Below are 15,732 nucleotides of genomic sequence, written 5' to 3'. Positions count from 1 at the left end.
CGCGCGGCGGCCTCACTCCTGGCCGTAGCGCGGGTCCACCGACTCCGGGGCCAGCCCCAGGAGTTCGGCGACCTGCTCGACCACCACCTCGTGGACCAGCATCGCCCGCTCGTCGCGGCTCTTCGTACGGATCTCCACCGGCCTCCGGTAGATCACAATCCGGTCGCGATGTCCGCCCGCGGCCGGCAGCATCCGCCCCAGCGGCACGGTCTCCGCGTCGGCGGTCGCGTCCGGCCCGTCGTCCGGGCCGAAACCGGGCACCTCCAGGACCAGGAAGTCGACCTGGGAGAGCTGCGGCCAGCGCCGCTCCAGCCGGTCCCGGGAGTCATACACAAGATCCACGAAGGCCTCGGCCCGGGTCACCGACAGCGGCACCTGGGGCGGCGCGATCGGGCCGCGCATGCCGCGGCCGTGGCGGTCGCGGCGGCGGAGCCGCGGCTCCGGCGGTCGGGGAGGTACAGGGCTGTCCATCAACATCGAGCGTAGCCGTCAAGGACCCCCGGACACCGGGGAGCGCGACAACACGTGGCATGTCGTCGACTGACCGCACGTGTCCGCGTTGTGTTCGTTTGCATCTCTGTATGAGATCGCAGATCGACGCCGGAATGGCAGGAAATGCATCGAGTTGTGACGGGATTCCGCGCCCTACGCGGTCCGTCCCGGCCCGGCCGGTCCAGGTCAGGTCGAGCGGGTGCAGGTCAGACGCATCGGACGAAGCGGGACGACACGGTTGGGTGAGCCGGGGGAGAGTCATCGCGGCCCGCTCAAGAGTGCGGTACCGTCCAACGTCGTGAGCCCTGTACGTCGCTGTTCGCGCACTGCGTGCGGCCGCCCCGCCGTCGCAACGCTGACGTACGTCTATGCGGATTCGACCGCTGTGCTCGGACCGCTCGCCACCTACGCCGAACCGCACTGCTACGACCTGTGCGCCGAGCACTCCGAGCGGCTGACCGCGCCCCGCGGCTGGGAGGTCGTCCGCCTCGCGCTCGACTCCGGCCCGGCCCGCCCCAGCGGCGACGATCTCGAAGCCCTGGCGAATGCCGTACGCGAAGCGGCCCGCCCCCAGGAACGCGCCGCCGGCGGCACCCACGCCCCCGGCGGCCGCGACACCCACCCCATGGAGGTCGCCCGCCGCGGCCATCTCCGGGTGCTGCGCTCACCGGATTCCTGACCGGCGAGGGCGGAATCCCCGGCCCCCGTCACCGCACCCGCCCGCCCGCCGCTTCCGGGCAACCGCGGCGCCGCAGTGCCCCGGGCACGGGGATGCCCGGCCCTCACACAGGGCCGCCCGGTAGGTTGGGAGTTACATAGAGACTCTCCAGGAGGGCTGGCTGTGACTGATCTGTCGCAGATCGTGAAGGCGTATGACGTACGCGGCGTCGTCCCCACCCAGTGGGACGAACCCCTGGCCGAGCTGTTCGGAGCGGCCTTCGCCGAGATCACCGCCGCGGACGCGATCGTGATCGGACACGACATGCGGCCCTCCTCGCCCGGCCTGTCGGGCGCCTTCGCGCGCGGCGCGGCCGCCCGCGGCGCGGACGTCACGGAGATCGGTCTCTGCTCGACCGACGAGCTGTACTTCGCCAGCGGCTCACTGGGCCTGCCCGGCGCCATGTTCACCGCCTCGCACAACCCGGCCCAGTACAACGGCATCAAGATGTGCCGGGCCGGCGCGGCCCCCGTCGGCCAGGACACCGGCCTCGCCGACATCCGCGCGCTGGTCGAGCGCTGGTCGGACGAGGGCGCCCCGGAGCCGGCCGCCGCACCCGGCACGATCACACAGCGCGACGTCCTGGGCGACTACGCCGCCCATCTGCGCGGCCTGGTGGACCTGAGCGGCATCCGCCCGCTGAAGGTCGTGGTGGACGCGGGCAACGGCATGGGCGGCCACACCGTACCGACCGTCTTCGAGGGCCTGCCCCTCGAACTGGACGCGATGTACTTCGAGTTGGACGGCTCGTTCCCGAACCACGAGGCCAACCCGCTGGATCCCAAGAACATCGTCGACCTCCAGGCGCGCGTCCGCGAGACCGGCGCGGACCTCGGCCTCGCCTTCGACGGCGACGCGGACCGCTGCTTCGTCGTCGACGAGAACGGCGACCCGGTCTCCCCGTCCGCGATCACCGCCCTGGTCGCCGCCCGCGAGCTGGTCAAGCACCCCGGCGGCACGGTCATCCACAACCTGATCACCTCCTGGTCGGTGCCGGAGGTCGTCAAGGAGAACGGCGGCGAGCCCGTCCGGACCCGCGTCGGGCACTCCTTCATCAAGGAGGAGATGGCCACCACCGGCGCGATCTTCGGCGGCGAGCACTCCGCGCACTACTACTTCCGCGACTTCTGGAACGCCGACACCGGCATGCTCGCCGCGATGCACGTCCTGGCGGCCCTCGGCGGCCAGGAGGGCCCGCTGTCGCAGCTCGTCGCCCAGTACGACCGGTACGCGGCCTCCGGCGAGATCAACAGCACCGTCGACGACCAGACCGGCCGGCTCGCCGCGATCAAGACCGCCTACGAGGGCCGCGAAGGCGTCACCCTCGACGAGCTGGACGGGCTGACCATCACCGCCGACGACTGGTGGTTCAACGTCCGCGCCTCGAACACCGAGCCGCTGCTCCGGCTGAACGTCGAGGCCCGCGACACCGCCACCGCCGACCGGGTCCGCGACGAGGCCCTGGCGATCATCCGCGGCTGACCCCCGGCGCCCCGCCGCACGACGACCGCGGCGGGAACCCGAGCACCGCACCGAGGGGGCGGGCGGCAGCGGCATCTCTGCCGCCCGCACCCCCGTGCACCACCCCGAATCCCCGTCGAGCAAGCCTCCTCCCCCCGTCCGGCGGTACGCTGGCCAAGCCGCAACCGCCCCGAAGGAGCAGCCTCCATGCCGGTCGAAGCCAGCTTGATCCAGATCCTTGCCTGCCCGGCGTGCCATGCCCCGCTCCAGGACCGGACCGGAGACTCCCCGGGTCCCGCTTCCGACCCCGAGCTGATCTGCACCTCCGGCGACTGCGGCCTCGCCTACCCCGTCCGGGACGGCATCCCCGTACTCCTCGTCGACGAAGCCCGCCGCCCCGCCTGACCGGGCGCCGCCGGGCCCGCCCCGGCACCGCCCGGCACACCCCCGCCCGTTCCGGCGATTCGGAGGCCGCGCCCACCATGCTCGACGAGTCACTCCTCGACACCCCTGACGCGCTGGCCGGAGCCGACCGCTTCGGCCTGCTGCGCGGCGTCGCCGAATCCGGCGCCCGGGTCCGTACCGCGGCCCGCAGCGCCGCCGAGTCCGGCATCCCCGAGCTGACCCCCGACGGGCGGCCGCGCGCCGTACTCGTCGCCGGCCCCGGCCCGGCCGCAGCCGGCGTGGCGGACCTCCTCAGGGCGCTCGGCGGCGGCAGCTGCCCGGTCACCCACCTCCAGCCCACCGGCGTCGCCCCGCTGCCCGGTGCGCTGCGCTGGGCGCTGCCCGGCTGGGCCGGACCCCTGGACCTGCTGCTGCTCCCCGGCCCGGACGCCGCCGACCCCGGCCTCGCCGAGCTGGTCGAGCAGGCCTCCCGCCGCGGCTGCGCCGTCGTCGCCGTCACCCCGGCCGGCGGCCCGCTCGCCGACGCCGTCACCCAGGCCCGCGGCCTCGCCGTCCCCCTGGCGACCACCCCCTACGACGCTGAATTCGACGTCGAGGGCGCCCCGCCGGCCGCCCCCGGCACCCTCTGGTCGGTGCTCATCCCGCTGCTCTCGCTCGCCGACCGGATCGGCCTGCTCAGCGCCCCGCCGGAGGCCCTGGGCAAGCTCGCCGACCGCCTCGACCAGCTCGCCGAACGCTGCGGCCCGGCCATCCCCACGTACACCAACCCCGGCAAGGCGCTGGCCGCCGACCTCGCCGACGCGCTCCCGCTGATCTGGACCGAAGGCACCGTCGCCGGCGCCGTCGGCCGGCACTTCGCCACCGAACTCGCCGGACTGGCCGGCCGCCCCGCGCTCGCCGCCGAGCTGCCCGAGGCGCTCGCCACCCACCGCACCCTGCTGGCCGGCGCCCTGGCCGCCGGCGCCGACCCGGACGACTTCTTCCGCGACCGGGTCGAACAGCCCGCCGCGATGCACGCCAGGGTCGTGCTGCTGCGCGAGGAGGAGCCGGGCCGGCTGTCCGCCACCCGCGCCGCCCAGGCACTCGCCGAGGAACGCGACACGGCCGTCAGCGAGCTGGAAGCCGACGCCGGCAGCGACCTGGAGAAGGCCGCTGAGCTACTGGCCATCGTGGATTTCGCCGCCGTTTACCTGGCGCTCGCCGGGACCGAGTGATCTTTGACGGTCGGCCCGCACCCGCAGGCCCGTAGCACCCCGCAGCACGTACGACCGTCAGGAAGCAGCCGCTCCATGGACCGCCTCGCCAATACCGTGCGCCCCTACGCATGGGGCTCCACCACTGCCATCCCGGAGCTCCTGGGCACCGCACCGACCGGCGAACCCCAGGCCGAGATGTGGATGGGCGCCCACCCCGGCGCCCCCTCCCGCATCGACCGCGGCACCGGCCCCGTCTCCCTGGCCGAGGTGATCGACGCCGCCCCCGGGACCGAACTGGGCGCCGACACCGTCCGCGCCTTCGGCCCCCGGCTGCCCTTCCTCCTCAAACTGCTCGCGGCCGGCTCGCCGCTCTCCCTCCAGGTCCACCCCGACCTCGCGCAGGCCCAGGAGGGCTTCGCCGACGAGGAGCGGCGCGGCGTCCCGATCGACGCCGCCCACCGCAACTACAAGGACGCCAACCACAAGCCCGAGCTGATCGTCGCGCTCACCCCCTTCGACGGTCTGTGCGGCTTCCGGCACCCGGCGCAGGCCGCCGACCTCCTGGAGGGCCTGGGCGTCGACGACCTCAAGCCCTACATCGACATCCTGCGCGCCACCCCCGAGGAGGACGCGCTGCGCGAGGTCCTCACCGCCGTACTGAGCGCCGAGCACCATGCGATCGCCGGGACCGTCGAGCGCGTCGCCGTCGCCATCGACCAGCCGGCAGCCAAGGCAGGACCGCACGCCGACGCCTACGCCGCATACGCCGGCCTCGCCCACCACTACCCGGGCGACCCCGGCGTGCTCGCCGCCATGCTGCTCAACCACGTCCGGCTCCAGCCCGGCGAGGCAATGTTCCTCGGCGCCGGCATCCCGCACGCGTACCTCAGCGGCCTCGGGGTCGAGCTGATGGCCAACTCCGACAATGTGCTGCGCTGCGGTCTGACCCCCAAGCACGTGGACGTACCGGAACTGCTGCGGGTGGTCCGCTTCGAGGCCGGTGACGCGGGCGTGCTGCGCCCCGAGGACGTCAACGGCGAGGAGGTCTACGAGACCCCCATCGACGAGTTCCGGCTCTCCCGCTTCGCGCTGGCCCCCGGCGCCGCACCGCACCCGCTCGCCTCCCGTACGCCGCAGATCCTGCTGTGCACGGCGGGCACCGTCCAGCTGCGGGAAGCGGGGGCGGAGGCGGACGCGGAGGCGGGGGCGGAGGCGGACGCCGGGTCCGGGTCCGGGGCCGGGCTGACCCTGGCCCCCGGTGAGTCCGCGTTCGTACCGGCCGGCGAGCGGATCACCCTCGCGGGAGACGGCACGCTCTTCCGCGCGACGGTGGTGGCGTAGCCCCGCCGCTGCGCGGGGCGGCACACCCCGGGAAGCCCGTACGACCGGCCGGAAACCGTCCGCCAGGTGGCCTCCTGGCGACTGCTCCGGGCCGGGCTGCAACAATGACCGCCGCACAGCATTAAAGGGGCGGTAAAGCCCGGACGACGGAAGGGATATGCGGCACCTATGAGCGCATCAGGCGGGACAAAGGCGATCGTTGCGGCGCTGGGCGCCAACCTGGCGATTGCCGCAGCGAAGTTCGTGGCCTTCGCCTTCAGCGGCTCGTCCTCGATGCTCGCGGAAGGCGTGCACTCCCTCGCGGACTCCGGCAACCAGGGCCTGCTGCTGCTCGGCGGCAAGAAGGCCAAGCGCGCGGCGACCGCCGAGCACCCCTTCGGCTACGGCCGCGAGCGCTACATCTACGGCTTCCTGGTCTCCATCGTCCTGTTCACCATCGGCGGCGTCTTCGCGCTCTACGAGGGCTACGAGAAGATCCACGACCCGCACGCGCTGGACAACTGGTACTGGCCGGTCGGCGTCCTGGTCTTCGCGATCATCGCCGAGAGCTTCTCCTTCCGTACGGCCATCAAGGAGTCCAACGAGCTGCGCGGTAAGCAGACCTGGGCCCAGTTCGTCCGCCGCGCCAAGGCCCCCGAGCTGCCGGTCGTGCTGCTGGAGGACTTCGGTGCACTGGTCGGTCTGGTCCTCGCGCTGGGCGGCGTCGGCCTGACCCTCGCCACCGGCGATGCCGTCTGGGACGGCATCGGCACCATGTGCATCGGCGCGCTGCTGGTGCTGATCGCCCTGGTCCTGGCCGCGGAGACCAAGTCGCTGCTGCTGGGCGAGGCGGCCGGCCCCGAGCAGATCGCCAAGATCCGCGCCGCGGTCGTCGACGGCCAGGTCGTCACCCGCGTCATCCACATGCGGACGCTCCACCTCGGCCCCGAGGAGCTGCTGGTCGCTGCCAAGATCGCGGTACAGCACGACGGCACCGCCACCGAGATCGCGGACGCCATCAATGCCGCCGAGGCCCGCATCCGCGAGGCCGTGCCGATCGCCCGGGTCATCTACCTGGAGCCGGACATCTACAACGAGGCCACGGCCGCCGCCGCCGGCGCCGACCCGTCCAAGACCTCGGGCGGAAACTGAGCCGGGCGGGCTGACTGAGCCGGGCGGGCCGACTGGGCCAGGCGGGCTGACTGGGCCAGGCAGGGCGGCTGGGGCAGGCGGGGCGGCTGGGGGCTGCTGAGTCGTTGGGGCTGCTGGGCGGTGAGTCCGGTCGCCCAGCCGACCCGATGGGCCCGGCCGGTCTGGTGGACTGCTGAGCGGCCGCAGGCTCACCGGACTGAGCCCCGGCCCTCCGGACGATGGCCAAGCCCCGCAGACCCACCGGGCCGCCCAGTCCTCCAGAACACGGCAAGGCCCCCGCACTCCCCAGGAGCGCGGGGGCCTTCGACGTACGACGCCCAGCCATGTGGCCCCGCGTTGCGAGCTACGGAGCCCGGTCGGCCAGGTTGCGAGCTACGGAGCCCGGTCGGCCAGGTTGCGAGCCACGGAGCCCCGTCGACCACGTTGCGAGCCCCGGGAGTGCCGAGGGCCACGAGAGTGCCGCCAGGGGCGGGAATGCCACGGGCCACAGGAATGCCACGAGCCACGGGAATACCGCCCCGACCCCACCACGTTGAGGCTCCGCAGGGGGCCCGCGCCTCCCCTACGGGATGTGTTCGCCCACGCCCTACTGGATCTCCCCGAGAACGCGCAGAACCGCCGCCTCGTCCTCCGCGCCCCGCAGCCGGGCCCGGAAGTCCGCGTCCATCAGCTTCCGCGACAGCAGCGCCAGGATGCGCAGATGTTCGTCCCCGGCCGCCGCCTCCGGCACCGAGATCAGGAAGACCAGCCTGGCGCGGGTGCCGTCGGGCGAACCCCAGTCGATGCCGTCCGCCGACCGTGCGAAGCCGACGACCGGAGCGGTCACCGCGTCCGTCTTGGCGTGCGGGATGGCGATCTCCTCACCGAGCCCGGTCGTGCCCTGTGCCTCACGGGCCAGCGCCACCCGGACCAGCTCGTCGACGTCCGCCACCTTGCCGGTACCGGCCACCAGTTCGGCCATCTCGCGGATCGCCGCTTCCTTCTCGTCGGCAACGAGCTGCGTCTTGACGGTCTGCGCGGTGAGGTAACCGGAGAGCACCTCGACGTCGGGGGCGTCGGGGGCGTCGTCGCTGACATCGTGGCCGGCGGTGACGGCGGTGACGGCGGTGACGGCGGTGACGGCGGTGACGGCGGTGACGGCGGTGACGGCGGTGACGGCGGTGACGGCGGTGACGGCGGTGTCGGCGGTGACGGCGGTGTCAGCGGCCGGGCCGTCCGCCTCCCGCTCCGGAGCGGGAGGCGGCGCGGGAACGGAAACCGCCGCCGCGCCCGTACGGGACGCCACGCCGACACCGCCAACGGCTCCGGCGCTCACCCCGCCCCCGGCCGCCACCGGCACCGCACGGGCGGCCGCCGGGAAACCCGTGGTGGCGGCGACATCGCCACGCACATCCGCATGCACATCCGCACGCACGTCAGCACCGGAATCCGCCCTCACCCCGCCCTTCCGCCGCTCCGCCACATCCACCAGCATCACCGTCGTCAGCGCCGTGACCACGGTGCCGGCCACCACGGCGAGGAAGAACGCCGGCACGCCGCCGACCGCACCCAGCACCGCCACGATCGGGCCGCCGTGCGGCACCGCGTCCGTCACCGCGGTCATCCCGGCGAGGGCGCCGGCCACCGCACCACCGAGCATGTTCGCCGGTATGACCTGCGCGGGCCGCGCCGCGGCGAACGGAATCGCGCCCTCCGAGATCCCGAAGAGCCCCATGAACAGCGCCGCCATGCCCGTCTCCCGCTCCTGCTCGGAGTACAGGCGGCGGCGGACCAGCGTGGCCAGCCCCTGGCCGAGCGGCATCACCGGTATCGCCGCGGCACACATGCCCATCACGGTCTGGTTGCCCGACGCGATCAGTCCCGCACCGAACAGGAACGCGGTCTTGTTGACCGGACCGCCCATATCGAACGCGATCATGAGGCCGAGGAGGGCACCGAGCAGAATCGCGCTGGACCCGGTCATCCCGCCGAGCCAGTCGGTGAGATGGGTGAACACCCAGGAGATGGGCCTGCCGATCACGTAGATGAAGAACAGTCCGAGCGCCGTCGTCGCCACGATCGGGATCACGATGATCGGCATGATCGGCCGGACGAACTTGGGGACCTCGACCTTCTTGATCCACTGCACCAGATAGCCGGCCAGGAAGCCGGTGACGATCGCGCCGATGAAGCCCGCGCCCGCCTTGGAGTCGTACAGCGAGCCGGTGTTGGCGATCCAGCCGCCGATCATGCCCGGCACCAGCGCGGGCCGGTCGCCGATCGCATAAGCGATATAGCCGGACAGGACCGGCACCATCAGCGTGAAGCCGATGACGCCGATGTCATTGACGTGCTTCCAGAACGAACCGTCGGGGATCACCAGACCGCCGCCGGCCTGCGGATGCCCGCCCAGCGCCAGCGAGATCGCGATCAGCAGCCCGCCGACCACCACGAACGGGATCATGTAACTGACGCCGTTCATCAGCGCCTTGTACCCGACGCTGCGTTCCTTGCCGCCGCCGGCGCCTCCGCGAGCCGGGGCCGCGTCGGTCCCCGCACCGGCCCCGGCGCCCTCCTCGCCCCCGTACACCGGTGCGCTCCGCACCCGCTCGATCAGCTGCTCGGGGTGGCGAATGCCCTCGGCGACCCCGACTGCCAAGACCCTCTTGCCGAGGAACCGGCTGCGGTCGACGTCCTTGTCCGCGGCGATGATCACGGCGTCCGCGTCCCTGACATCGTTGTCAGACAGGAGATTCTCAGCCCCGATGGAGCCCTGCGTCTCCACCTTGATCTCGTGCCCGAGGGACCGGGCCGCCTGGGCCAGCTTTTCCGCGGCCATGTACGTGTGGGCGATACCGGTCGGGCAGGCGGTCACTGCGAGCAGCTTCAGCCCTTGCCCGCTCGTCCCCGCGCCCTTGAGGGGCTCAGCTGGACTGGTGGTCACGTGGCTCTCCTTATTCGTGCGCGCGGTCGTGCAAGTGGTCCCGCGCTCCAGGCATCCTGCATGACGGCACAGCGCCCGCAAACCCCTCCGACGCCGCCGGTCCGCGGCAGCCGGCATAGCGGTCGCCGGCCCACCCGAACCCGGGAATCACGGTCCGTTCCCGCGCCCCTCCATGGCCGGGACCACACCGGACCGGCCCCTCCGGGCTGGGGTTCACTGGGCCGATCGGTGTAGATTCGTGACCAGTGCCAGACGTCGCTGCTGATGGCGGTCGGGCGGCCCGCACCGCGGACCGGCCGAGGGAGAGAGGGCCTCCGACGGACTGCGCTGTGGCCAGGGGGAGAGGTGCGTCCGCTTCCGCGTACGCTCGAACTCTCCCAGTGGTAGCTGGGGGGACCCCAGCCCGCGCCGCAGACTGCCCGCCCATCCACCTCGACGCTCGAGGAGCAGCCCGCATGACGACAGCAGCCACCGGCCAGGACTTCAAGGTCGCCGACCTGTCCCTCGCCGCTTTCGGCCGCAAGGAGATCACCCTCGCCGAGCATGAGATGCCCGGTCTGATGGCGATCCGCAAGGAGTACGCCGACACCCAGCCGCTGGCCGGTGCCCGCATCACCGGTTCCCTGCACATGACCGTGCAGACCGCGGTCCTGATCGAGACCCTGGCCGCTCTGGGCGCCGAGGTCCGCTGGGCGTCCTGCAACATCTTCTCCACCCAGGACCACGCCGCCGCGGCCATCGCGGTGGGCCCGAACGGCACGCCCGACGCGCCGCAGGGCCTCCCGGTCTTCGCCTGGAAGGGCGAGTCCCTGGAGGAGTACTGGTGGTGCACGGAGCAGGCGCTGACCTGGCCCAACTCGCCCACCGGCGGCCCGAACATGATCCTCGACGACGGTGGCGACGCCACCCTCCTGGTCCACAAGGGCGTCGAGTACGAGAAGGCCGGCAAGGTCCCCGCGATCGAGACCGCGGAGAGCGACGAGCACCGTGCGGTCCTGGAGCTGCTGACCCGCACGCTGGCGGAGTCCCCGCAGAAGTGGACGAACCTGGCCTCCGAGATCCGCGGTGTGACCGAGGAGACCACCACCGGCGTGCACCGTCTCTACGAGATGCACCGCGACGGTGACCTGCTCTTCCCGGCGATCAACGTGAACGACGCCGTCACCAAGTCGAAGTTCGACAACAAGTACGGCTGCCGCCACTCCCTGATCGACGGCATCAACCGCGCCACCGACGTCCTCATCGGCGGCAAGACCGCCGTGGTCTGCGGCTACGGCGACGTCGGCAAGGGCTGCGCGGAGTCGCTGCGCGGCCAGGGCGCCCGGGTCATCATCACCGAGATCGACCCGATCTGCGCGCTGCAGGCGGCGATGGACGGCTACCAGGTCACCACCCTGGAGGAGGTCGTCGAGACCGCCGACATCTTCGTCACCACGACGGGCAACAAGGACATCATCATGGCGTCGCACATGGCGCGGATGAAGCACCAGGCGATCGTCGGCAACATCGGTCACTTCGACAACGAGATCGACATGGCCGGTCTGGCGAAGCTCGAGGGCATCGTCAAGGACGAGGTCAAGCCGCAGGTGCACACCTGGACCCACCCCGACGGCAAGGTCCTGATCGTGCTGTCCGAGGGCCGTCTGCTCAACCTGGGCAACGCCACCGGTCACCCCTCCTTCGTGATGTCCAACTCGTTCGCGGACCAGACGCTGGCCCAGATCGAGCTGTTCACCAAGCCCGAGGAGTACCCGACCGACGTCTACGTGCTGCCCAAGCACCTCGACGAGAAGGTCGCCCGGCTCCACCTCGACGCGCTGGGCGTCAAGCTCACCGAGCTGCGCCCCGAGCAGGCCGCCTACATCGGCGTCCAGGTCGAGGGCCCGTACAAGCCCGACCACTACCGCTACTGATCCAGCGGCGAACACCGGCCGGTCAGCTCCCCTGACCAGCTGGTGCTCACCCACAGCAGCCGGTGACACCAGGCCCTCGCCCCTCGCGGCGGGGGCCTGGCCCGTAAGGTCCCCATACAGACCCGCCATCCCCGACTCACCGGCCCGTCGCCGGCCGAAGGACTGCACCCCCTCATGCCCCGCGGCCACTACTCCCTCCACGACCCGCACGATCACACCCCCCTGGGTGAAGAGCACTTCCACTGCGCCACCGGCCCCTCCGGCTGGCGCTATGTCTCCCAGATCGTCAACCCGTCCGGCGACCACATCGGCTCCGTCGACCTCACCCTCGACGAACTCGGCCGCCCCATCCGCCTGGAACTGCACGCCTCCGCCTGGCAGGTCCGCGCCGCCGCCCTGGACGGCGTCACCTGGGTACGCACCGACCCGACCGGTGAACACGCCACCGAAGGCAATGTCCCGGCCCACGCCTTCACCGGCGCGTCCCCCGCGTTCCTCATCGCCACCGCCCGCCTGCTGCGCCCCGCCCTCGGCGCCGGCGCCGTCCGCACTCGCCTAGTCGCCTTCACACCCCCCGTCCTCGCCCCCCGCACGCTCGACCAGTCCTGGGCCCTGCTGAAAAGCACACCACACGCCACTGACAACGCCCCGCTCATCGCCGACGAATACCAGGTCAACGACCTGGAGACCGGCGAACAGCACAGCGTCCACATCGCGGGTGACGTGGTCCTCTCCGCCCCCGGCATCGAACTCGAATCCCTCGAATCCCCACCGTCGACCTTCCCCTGACCCACCACCCGCTCGGCTCCGCCGCTCTCACCCCTCCCGTGAACAGCGCCAAGTCCACACACCGAGCACACCGAGCACACCGAGCACACCGCGCACGCCGAGTGCGCCGACGGCTGGCCCCCGCCCCCACAACTCAGGTCATGCAGCGGCTGAGTGCAGGGGTCCCACCGTCCCCAGCTGCCCCGGCACGACACCCGGCAGCCGACTGCCGGGCACAGCCCGGGCACACCAAGCCCGTTCGTAAGCCACCGCCGCCGCGCCCGCACCGGATCAGCTCACTGGCCTCCACTGGGCGCCAGACCGAACGCGGCACACCCCCGGAACCCCGACGCGCCCCCGGAACCCCGACGCGTCACACCGCCTTACCCCCGACACATCGCCCCGCTGCTCAGCCCCCAATCGCCGCCCGCCGAGTGCGACGACGGTCGGCGCAACGGCCCGCTCCCGGCACACCGCTGCCACGGCGCATCCGCGGACACTGCACGACTGCCCCACCCCGGCGGCGTCCTCAGCTGCCGCCCCGCCCCATCCCGACCCGCCGTCCCCTCCCGCGCATGCAGCTGCACCTACGCCTTGAGCGTGCGGCCCCCTGCAACCCACAGGGCCAGGACACCGTGCTCTACGCGCTCACCGCCGGCAACGGGACGGAGAACGGGACGGAGGCCGCAGCCGACCGCGCCCACGGGCCCCGGACGGGCCGTTCCTTTGCCGCGAGCCCAGCACACCCCGCCCCGACTCACTCCCGGCCACCTCACACCGGCGGCGCAAACCCCGTACGCGGCAGCCGCCCTCCTCCACCGTCCCTTTGATCACCCGCACGCCCCCGCACCGGCGCCCCCGCATGCCCGGCACCGTCACCACGCATCACCCCGTCACCAGCCACAGCCCCAGGAGCCCCTGCTCCACCCCCCGGCGGAGCCCAGGCCCCGCCCGCCGCCGACGCCACATCCCCACGCCCGGACGACAAGACTTCCCCCGCCCCCTCCATGGACCCGACCGACGACCACGACTCACCGGCCCGAGCCCCACCACCCCCAGCACCGGACCACCCGCCGGGACCCCCCTCTCCCCACCCCGCAGACAACGGCCCGACAATCCCCGACGGCCCGACAACCCCCGACGGACCGGCCACCGCCGACCCCCCGAACGCCCGCTGCGACTCCCGCGCCTGCCGTTCCCCGGCCACCGCCGCCAGATACGCCACCGGATGCACCCCCGCAGGACCCGGCACCCCGGTGAATCCGTGCAAGTCCTCCGCCAGTCGCCCCGCCATCGCCCCGCCGACCTGCGGATCCAGCTGTCCCATCCGCGCCAGGTACTGCCGCAGCGTCAGCCACCACCCATCGGGGACCCGCGAAAGATCCAGTGCCCCGAGCTCCGCCACCAGCCACGGAGGCGGTGGCGGCAGCGCCGTCCCGGCCTCCGCCACGGGCATCCGCTCCCGGATGACCAGCGTTCCGGCGAACACATCACCCACCCGGCGCCCCCGCGCCGACACCAACGAAGCGATGGCCGCCACCACTCCCATCGTCATCACGATCTCGATGGCCCCCATCGCCCCGCGCACCAACGCATGCCGGAACCGGATCGGTCCGCCGTCCTCCCGTACGACCCGCAGGCCGCAGATCACCTTTCCCAGCGACCGGCCCTGGCTCAGCGTCTCGACGACGATCGGGATCCCGGCCTGCACCAGCACGAAGGCCGCCACCGACACGGCCGCGACCGCCGCACTGTCCATCGACGAGGTCGCGCTCACCAGCATCAGCGAGATGCCGATGTAGATCACCCAGGCCACGGCCACATCGACCGCCACCGCCAGCCCCCGGCTCGGCAGCCTGGCGGGCCGCAGCCCGAGCACCACCGCTTCACCCGTGACGAGTTCACTCACGCCGCGCCCCACTCCCTCTCGATCCCCGAAATCCCGCCCACCCCACGCCGGACACGGCCAGTCTGCCAAGCTGACCCGGCACTCACCCACGGCGCTGCGAGGAGCGACACCCTATGGACCTCGATGTCTTCGTCACGGCCCACAGCGCCGAATGGGACCGCCTCGAAACGCTGCTGCGCCGCAAACGCCGCCTCACAGGAGCCGAGGCCGACGAACTGGTCGCCCTCTACCAACGCACCACCACACACCTCTCCCTCCTCCTCTCCAGCGCCCCCGACCCCACGCTGACCAGCCGCCTCACATCCCTCGTGGCCCGCGCCCGCAGTGCGGTCACCGGTGCCCGCAAGGCCTCCTGGCGCGACACCGCCCGCTTCTTCACCACGGCCTTCCCCGCAGCCGTCTACCGCCTGCGCCAGTGGTGGATCCCCACCGCGATCCTCTCCACCGCGGTCGCCGCTCTCATCGGCTGGTGGATAGCCGCACACCCCGAGGTCCAGGCAGCCATCGGTGCCCCGGAGGACCTCCGCGCCATGACCCGCCCCGGTGGCCAGTACGAGACCTACTACTCCAGCCACCCCGCCGCATCCTTCGCCGCTCAGGTATGGACGAACAACGCCCAGGCCGTCGCCCTGTGCCTCGTCCTCGGCGCCTTCGCAGGCCTCCCCGTCCTGTGGATCCTCTTCCAGAACATGCTCAACCTGGGCGTCGGCATCGGCCTGATGTCCTCAGCGGGCCGCCTCGATACCTTCCTTGGCTTGATCCTTCCGCACGGCCTCCTCGAACTGACCGCCGTCTTCGTCGCCGCCGGCATCGGCCTCCGCCTGGGCTGGACCCTCATCGACCCCGGCCCACGCACTCGCCGTACGGCGCTGGCTGAGGAAGGCCGCTCCGCCCTCGGCGTCGCCATCGGACTCGCCGCCGTTCTTTTCATATCCGGCGCCCTCGAAGGCTTCGTCACCCCTTCAGGCCTCCCCACCTGGGCCCGCATCGGCATCGGCATAGCCGCCGAACTGGCCTTCCTCCTGTACGTCTACGTCCTGGGAGGCCGCGCAGTACGCGCCGGAGCCACCGGCGACGTCGACCTCTCCGACCGCGAAGCGGCCCTGCCGACCGCCGCGTGATGTGCATCGAGCCCTGCTGACCTGCTAATCTTCCCTTCGCCCCACAAACCCGTTGACACGGGCAGCAGGGGGAGGTAGATTCGAACGGTTGCAAGGAACTGGACAAGTTCATCCGCAACGGTTAGTCTCTTCTCCGCTTCGGCCGGAATTTCAATTCGGCGAAGCGCAACCGACCACTTACCGGAAGCCCCGGCCGATCAATTCGGCCGAATCCCTTCTGATAAAGTCGGAAAAGCCAAAAGGCACCCCCCCGACGGGGAATCGGAAACGAATTCGGACCGGCAACGGACCGAAACGGATCTGGTAGAGTCGGAAAGGCCGGAAAGCGAAAGCGAAACGGCCGACCCGCTCCAA

12 protein-coding genes are annotated in these 15,732 nt (G+C 72.0%); 9 read left to right on the top strand and 3 right to left on the bottom strand.

Features of this window, described 5'->3' with window-relative positions; translation table 11 throughout:
- Nucleotides 1–12 precede the first annotated feature (12 nt).
- Nucleotides 13–471 carry a metallopeptidase family protein gene (locus AB0C46_RS37375; RefSeq protein ID WP_362833571.1) on the bottom strand — a complete coding sequence of 153 codons (459 nt, stop codon included), beginning with the start codon at nucleotides 469–471 and terminating at the stop codon, nucleotides 13–15.
- A 259-nt stretch (nucleotides 472–730) separates the two neighbouring features.
- Between AB0C46_RS37375 and AB0C46_RS37370 the strand changes: the two genes are divergently transcribed.
- From AB0C46_RS37370 to AB0C46_RS37345, 6 genes are all read left to right on the top strand, one after another.
- Nucleotides 731–1,171, top strand: coding sequence for a DUF3499 domain-containing protein (locus AB0C46_RS37370; protein ID WP_362833570.1), 441 nt, complete (start codon nucleotides 731–733; stop codon nucleotides 1,169–1,171).
- A 162-nt stretch (nucleotides 1,172–1,333) separates the two neighbouring features.
- Nucleotides 1,334–2,692, top strand: a complete 1,359-nt coding sequence (locus AB0C46_RS37365; RefSeq protein ID WP_362833569.1) for a phosphomannomutase/phosphoglucomutase — start codon at nucleotides 1,334–1,336, stop codon at nucleotides 2,690–2,692.
- 186 nt (nucleotides 2,693–2,878) lie between these two features.
- Nucleotides 2,879–3,076: a Trm112 family protein gene (locus AB0C46_RS37360; protein ID WP_362833568.1), complete on the top strand. Its 198-nt coding sequence runs from the start codon at nucleotides 2,879–2,881 to the stop codon at nucleotides 3,074–3,076.
- A 77-nt stretch (nucleotides 3,077–3,153) separates the two neighbouring features.
- Nucleotides 3,154–4,290: an SIS domain-containing protein gene (locus AB0C46_RS37355; protein WP_362833567.1), complete on the top strand. Its 1,137-nt coding sequence runs from the start codon at nucleotides 3,154–3,156 to the stop codon at nucleotides 4,288–4,290.
- Nucleotides 4,291–4,365: 75 nt separating this feature from the next.
- On the top strand, nucleotides 4,366–5,613 hold the full coding sequence (gene manA / locus AB0C46_RS37350; protein WP_362833566.1) for a mannose-6-phosphate isomerase, class I: 1,248 nt from the start codon (nucleotides 4,366–4,368) through the stop codon (nucleotides 5,611–5,613).
- Between the two features lie 168 nt (nucleotides 5,614–5,781).
- Nucleotides 5,782–6,744 (top strand): cation diffusion facilitator family transporter, encoded by a 963-nt coding sequence (locus AB0C46_RS37345; RefSeq protein ID WP_362833565.1) that lies wholly within the window; start codon nucleotides 5,782–5,784, stop codon nucleotides 6,742–6,744.
- 586 nt (nucleotides 6,745–7,330) lie between these two features.
- On the opposite strand, the gene AB0C46_RS37340 is transcribed toward AB0C46_RS37345, so the two are convergent.
- Nucleotides 7,331–9,667: a fructose-specific PTS transporter subunit EIIC gene (locus AB0C46_RS37340; protein ID WP_362833564.1), complete on the bottom strand. Its 2,337-nt coding sequence runs from the start codon at nucleotides 9,665–9,667 to the stop codon at nucleotides 7,331–7,333.
- A 455-nt stretch (nucleotides 9,668–10,122) separates the two neighbouring features.
- Here AB0C46_RS37340 and ahcY point away from each other — a divergent pair, with 455 nt between their 5' ends.
- Both ahcY and AB0C46_RS37330 read left to right on the top strand, forming a co-directional pair.
- Nucleotides 10,123–11,580: an adenosylhomocysteinase gene (ahcY, locus tag AB0C46_RS37335; RefSeq protein ID WP_362833563.1), complete on the top strand. Its 1,458-nt coding sequence runs from the start codon at nucleotides 10,123–10,125 to the stop codon at nucleotides 11,578–11,580.
- 174 nt (nucleotides 11,581–11,754) lie between these two features.
- Nucleotides 11,755–12,369 carry a hypothetical protein gene (locus tag AB0C46_RS37330; protein ID WP_362833562.1) on the top strand — a complete coding sequence of 205 codons (615 nt, stop codon included), beginning with the start codon at nucleotides 11,755–11,757 and terminating at the stop codon, nucleotides 12,367–12,369.
- Nucleotides 12,370–13,120: 751 nt separating this feature from the next.
- Here the strand turns inward: AB0C46_RS37330 and AB0C46_RS37325 are convergent.
- On the bottom strand, nucleotides 13,121–14,257 hold the full coding sequence (locus AB0C46_RS37325; RefSeq protein WP_362833561.1) for an RDD family protein: 1,137 nt from the start codon (nucleotides 14,255–14,257) through the stop codon (nucleotides 13,121–13,123).
- 113 nt (nucleotides 14,258–14,370) lie between these two features.
- On the opposite strand from AB0C46_RS37325, the gene AB0C46_RS37320 reads away from it, so the two are divergent.
- Nucleotides 14,371–15,378, top strand: a complete 1,008-nt coding sequence (locus AB0C46_RS37320) for a stage II sporulation protein M (RefSeq protein ID WP_362833560.1) — start codon at nucleotides 14,371–14,373, stop codon at nucleotides 15,376–15,378.
- The last annotated feature ends 354 nt before the right edge of the window (nucleotides 15,379–15,732 follow it).

The sequence above is a fragment of the Streptomyces sp. NPDC048637 genome, assembly GCF_040650675.1.
Taxonomy (GTDB): Bacteria; Actinomycetota; Actinomycetes; order Streptomycetales; family Streptomycetaceae; genus Streptomyces.
This window is presented reverse-complemented; position numbering and strand designations above follow the sequence as displayed.